Raw genomic sequence first — 5,488 nt, 5'->3', positions numbered from 1 at the left:
CCGGCTGCACTCCATGATCGGCAACATCCCGCCGGTCGAGTACGAACAGAACTACTACGCTCACGACACCGCCCGAGAAGATCCAATCTCGGGAGAACCCAGCCTCCACTGAAGCCGGGGCGCTTCACTTCTGGGCGAAGCTCGAGGGCGCCAACCCCGGCGGGATCAAGGACCGTCCCGCCCTGCACATGGTCGAGCAGGCACGCGAGCGCGGTGACCTGCAGCCGGGTGCCCGGATCGTCGAATCGACCAGCGGCACGCTCGGCCTGGGACTGGCACTGGCCGGTATCGCCTTCGGCCACCCTGTGACGCTGGTATCCGATCCGGGTATGGAACCGCTGATGTACCGGTTGCTGCGTGCCTACGGCGCCGAGGTGGTGACCGTGCAGGCCGCTGCAGCGTGCGGTGGGTGGCAGCAGGCGCGTCGCGAGCGCGTCGCCGAGATCCTCGACCAGCATCCCGGCGCGTGGTGCCCCGACCAGTACAACAACCCCGACAACGTCAGCGCCTACGCCACCCTGGCCGACGAGCTGCGCAGCCAACTCGGCCACATCGACGTCCTGGTGTGCTCGGTCGGCACCGGTGGCCACTCGGCGGGGATCTCGCGCGCTCTGCGCCGGCACCTACCTGACCTCGAGGTCGTCGGGGTCGACACCGTCGGATCGACGATCTTCGGGCAGCCGGCACGGCCGCGGCTGATGCGCGGGCTGGGTTCGAGCATCCATCCGCGCAACGTCGACCACAGCATCTTCTCCGAAGTGCATTGGGTCGGGGCGGACGAAGCAGTGTCGGCATGCCGGGCGATGGCGTGTGCCAGCTATGCCAGCGGCGGCTGGAGCGTGGGCGCGGTCGGCATGGTGGCCGGTTGGCTCGCCCGGACCCGGCCGCAGGACACCCGGATTGCCGCGATCTTCCCCGACGGGCCGCAGCGTTACTTCGACACCGTCTACAACGACGAGTTCTGCGAGGCGAAGGGGATCACCGTCAGCGGCCCACCCGTGCACGCCCCGGACGTCATCGACCGACCCGACGCGGTCGAGGTCCACCGCTGGACCCGCTGTGCCACCGTGCTCCAGCCTGCAGGACGCGAGAGCTGATGCGGGTACTCGACAGATACCGGTCCTTCGACCGGCCGGTCCAGCTGCTACTGCTCAACCAGCTGACCATCAACCTCGGCTTCTACATGCTCATCCCGTACCTGGCCGACCACCTGTCCCAGGGGCTCGGGCTCTCGGTGCTGATGGTCGGGGTGATCCTCGGGGTACGGAACTTCTCCCAGCAGGGCATGTTCCTGGTCGGGGGCAGCCTGGCCGACCGATTCGGCTACAAGCCGATGATCGTGGCCGGCTGCGCCTTGCGCACCGGCGGATTCACGCTGATCGGCCTGGTCGACAACGTCCCAGCCCTGGTCGTGGCCTCGGCAGCGACCGGATTCGCCGGGGCGCTGTTCAACCCGGCCGTGCGCGCCTACATCGCCCGCGATGCCGGAGAACGCCGCGTCGAGGCGTTCGCCCTGTTCAGCATCTTCTACCAGGCGGGCATCCTGATCGGCCCGATCGTCGGACTGGCACTGACCGGCATCGGCTTCGCCGTCACCTGCCTGGTCGCCGCCGCCGTGTTCGCCGTGCTCACGGTGCTCCAGATCCGGGCCCTGCCGGCCCGCCGCGGTGACGGCGGCGGCGACGCCGATCGGCGCCCGGTCCTCGCGCAGTGGCGCGACGTCGCCACAACGAGGGGCTTCCTGCCCTTCTCGGTCGCGATGATCGGCACCTACGTCTTGTCGTATCAGGTGTATCTGGCGCTGCCGTTGCACGCTCGAACCCTGGCCGGCGACGGGAACCTGGGCACGGCGTTGGTGACAGCGTTGTATGTCGTGTCCGGCGGGGTCACCATCGCGGCCCAGATGAAGGTCACCGCCTGGTGTCGTGCGCGGTGGGGGCCGGCGGGCTCGCTGAGCCGGGGCCTGGTCATGCTCGGCGTGGCCTTCGTGCCGCTGCTTGCCGCCGACGGGTTGCTGGTCGTGCTGCCCGACGTCGGCGCGATGATCGCGACGGTGCTGGGTGTGGCGGCGTTGCTGTCGACCGCGGCGCTGCTCGCGATCGGGACCGCCGTGGTGCTGCCGTTCGAGATGGACACCATCGTCGGGCTCGCTCGCAACCGGCTCGTCGCGACCCATTACGGCTTCTACAACACCGTGTGCGGGGTCGGGATCCTGCTCGGCAACGCGGGGACGGGCTGGGCGATCGACCTGGCCCGCTCGCTCGGCGCCCCCTACGCTCCGTGGTTGGTGTTACTGGTCATTGGGCTGCTGTGCGGGTTCGCCCTCGCGGTGCTGTATCGGCGCGGACTGCTCACCGCACCCGCCGAGGACACCCGAGCAGCGCAGAGCGAACCGGATAGCGACCCCCCGACCACCCAACTGTGGGCGGTCGGCCAGCACGACGACAGCCCGACCCGCCCGCTACCGGCCATCGGTGCTGCCCAGCAGCCGCCGACTCCCACGCCGGTGGAGACGACGCGGCCGCTGGCCGACCTGCCCGGGGCCGCCCGACGATGGTGACCCCCGCACGAGCGGACAAGCCCAGCCGTCCGCGACGACCACCGAGCGGCGCGTCCGTCATGGGGCGGTGAACGGCCTCGGACACGCCGCCGTGGCGTTGCGGCGGCTGGGTGTTCGGCTGCTCGCCGTCGGTGTCGTCGTGGGGGTCCTCGCCGCGGGGCTGCTGTTGGTCCGGATCACGATGGGGCACTTCCTCACCCCGGTAGCGATCAGGCCGGATTGCCTGCCCCCGACAGCGGCCGTGCCCATCTCCGCGACCGGCCCCAGCGGACTCGGCGCCGAACAACTGGCCAACGCCGCAACCATCATCGCGGTGGGCCGTGACCGCGCGGTCCCGGAGCGGGCTGTGTGGATCGCCGTGGCCACCGCGCTGCAGGAATCCGGCCTGCGCAACCTCGACTACGGCGACCGTGACTCGCTCGGGCTGTTCCAGCAACGCCCGTCGATGGGCTGGGGCTCGGCCGAGCAGGTCACCGATCCCCGGTACTCGGCCGCGATCTTCTACGACCGCCTGCTGCAGATCCCCGGATGGGCCGACATGGAGCTGTGGGAGGCCGCCCAGGCGGTCCAACGCTCAGCGTTCCCGACCGCCTACGCCAAATGGGAGGACACCGCCGCGAACGTGCTCACCGAGGTCGGTGACGGGGCGGCGCGAACCACCGGGGCACGCACGACCGCAGACGGCGGCAGCTGCGCCGACCCCTCGAGTGCGGTGATCGGCGACGACCCGCGGCCGCGCCCAGCCGGCTGCACCGAGGACGACCCCACCTCCCGGGGCTGTGTGACCCCCACGACGCGGTTCGCACTGGAGCAGGTCCGGACCACTTTCGGCGCGCTCAGCGATAGCCCGTATCTGACCTCGACACGCTGCTTCGCCGACCGCCCGGCGAATCCGACCAGCGATCACCCCCTCGGGAAGGGGTGCGACCTGTTCCCCGGACCCGCCGGCACCTTCGCCTCCGGCCGCGACGTCGATGACGGCTGGCTGATCGCCGAGTGGTTCCGGCGCAACGCCGTCGCCCTCGACGTCTCCTACATCATCTGGCAGGGCCAGATCTGGCTCCGGCCCAAGGAGGGTCTCGGTCGGTGGAGTGACTACACCGGCGGCGGGGTGTACGACGCCGCAGATCCGGTGGGCGGGCACTACGATCACATCCACGTGTCCTTTCGCCGCTGATCGAGCCACTGGTCAAGCGGTGCAGAGCCGCATCCGGGGCAGTCGGCCGGGTGATGGGACGCCATCGTGTTAGTCGGCCGGCGAATGCGGTTGCCGATCACTACCGCCTAGCTGCGGGCCTGGCCCTGACGGCCTACGACGACAGGCTCGCTCTGGCAACGCCGCTACCGGCCGGTGCTGCCGCGCCCGTATCTGTCCAGTCCGGTTGCGGGACCCGGTCCGACACCACTCAGCCGAGCTACCGGCACGAGTGACGATGCACGTCAGCCGGTTACGCACAGTAGTATCGCGGCAGCGCGACCGAGCTTATCTCGCGGATTGCTGGCGACGATGGTCCGGCACGGTCTCTCAGCGTTGTCACAGCACGGCGCAGGGAGACTGGGGACATGGCATCGGTCGCGCAGTCTCGGACGAGGATTGCGCGCGTCGGCGGGATGTCAGAGTCACGCGGCGCTTGGGCCAGTGGGCTGATCGCCACGGTTGTGGCGGCGCTGATGGTTGATGTGCTCGGTCGGGAACAACCGACACACGCTCTCTACCTGGTTGTCCTGGTCGGAACGGTCACCGGGCTGCATTGGTGGATCGCGCCGCAATTCCGCAGCCTGTTAAGGCTCCTCAGCGCGACCATCGTGATCCAGCCCGCCCTGCACCTAGCGGGCAAGTGGCTGGGGTGCTCGACTGAAGCATCTGGGCTGGAGTGGTTGACGCCGCCGGGCGGTGTCTGGCCTCACCCATTTTCGGATGGAGTGACCGGGCCCCAGCTCGCTGTCAGTGTGCTGACCGTCGCGATGGTCCTGATCTGTGGTGCTGCCACCGACCTCGTGGTGGGCTACTTGCGAGCGCGATTCGCTCGCTTGACTCCGCACAGTCGTTCGGTGCGGCGACCCGTCACTCGGCTGTCTCGTGCGCGTCGGCATGGCTCGATGCTGCGGTGGTGCGGCTGGAGGTTGCAGTCGGCTCGTCGTGGTCCTCCAGGCGCTGAGGCTCCCGGCTGCTGAAGGCTGACGAGCCGCCGGAGCTGACTGGGTGAGCTATGCAGACGGCGCCTGCGGCATGCCTGCAGATGCGGCTATGCGAACCGGAAGCGCCGCTGCGAACGTTTCTGGTCGCCGGCTCGCGCTATTTTCGCCAGGGAGCTTAACGGGTCGTCGCGACCCCACTATATTTCAATCATTCAAGGGCTAGTTCATCTAGCTTCCGGCCTTGGCGCCTTCAGTTACCGCCTGACCTTACTCGGCACATACTTCGCTGTCGTCATATCGACAGGTACTTGATGATCGGTTGCTTCGGTCGCAATTCGATCCGTGACTCTGGACTGCGTCACAATTGTCTTCGAGTCAGCTCCTATGTGGCCGCTGGCAAAATGCTCGCTCATGTCTCATTCTGCCCGCTGCCACCCTACTCTCCGAGTCTGTTGTCGATTACGGATACGAATCAAGGGATCCATTCATGTATGACGACACTCATTCTTTCCACTGGGTGCGAGACTCTGTGCTTTCTGTGCTGCGGAGCGACACGTTGTTGAACGGACGTGGACGCCGGCAGGTTCTCAGTCGGACAGGTCACAGACCGACGCCCCAGAAGGCGTCACTCATTGTGACCTGGACTGGCGCTCCCGGCTTTAGTGGCTCTTCCGGAAATGGAGTGCAGGTGAGGGCGTGATCGACCGCGCGGGTGGGGTCGTGTCGCTGCGGTGAGGCGGGCCCCGAGAAGTTGATGATGAAGGTTCCTACACCGAACATCGTCGAACG

The 5,488-nt window shown here is 68.0% G+C and carries 4 protein-coding genes; 3 read left to right on the top strand and 1 reads right to left on the bottom strand.

What is annotated here, in order from left to right:
• Window positions 1–80 precede the first annotated feature (80 nt).
• From WHI96_RS27025 to WHI96_RS27015, 3 genes are all read left to right on the top strand, one after another.
• On the top strand, window positions 81–1,097 hold the full coding sequence (locus WHI96_RS27025; RefSeq protein WP_345646856.1) for a PLP-dependent cysteine synthase family protein: 1,017 nt from the start codon (window positions 81–83) through the stop codon (window positions 1,095–1,097).
• A complete protein-coding gene (locus WHI96_RS27020; RefSeq protein WP_345646850.1) occupies window positions 1,097–2,560 on the top strand; it encodes an MDR family MFS transporter in 1,464 nt (487 codons plus the stop codon). Before WHI96_RS27025 ends, WHI96_RS27020 begins: the two co-directional genes overlap by 1 nt.
• A 139-nt stretch (window positions 2,561–2,699) precedes the next feature.
• Window positions 2,700–3,737 (top strand): VldE C-terminal domain-containing protein, encoded by a 1,038-nt coding sequence (locus WHI96_RS27015; protein WP_345646853.1) that lies wholly within the window; start codon window positions 2,700–2,702, stop codon window positions 3,735–3,737.
• 1,562 nt (window positions 3,738–5,299) lie between these two features.
• On the opposite strand, the gene WHI96_RS27010 is transcribed toward WHI96_RS27015, so the two are convergent.
• On the bottom strand, window positions 5,300–5,488 hold a 189-nt coding region (locus tag WHI96_RS27010; RefSeq protein ID WP_349302489.1), incomplete at its 5' end, for a hypothetical protein.

Source organism: Pseudonocardia tropica (genome assembly GCF_040105315.1).
In the GTDB taxonomy this organism is placed as follows: domain Bacteria; phylum Actinomycetota; class Actinomycetes; order Mycobacteriales; family Pseudonocardiaceae; genus Pseudonocardia; species Pseudonocardia alni.
Note: the sequence above shows the minus strand (reverse complement) of the source record. Positions and strands in the feature narration are given on the sequence as shown.

What these genes read in the sequence shown, in the direction of transcription:
- WHI96_RS27020 (WP_345646850.1), top strand. Translation starts at nt 1,097, where the DNA reads ATGCGGGTACTCGACAGATACCGGTCCTTCGACCGGCCGGTCCAGCTG.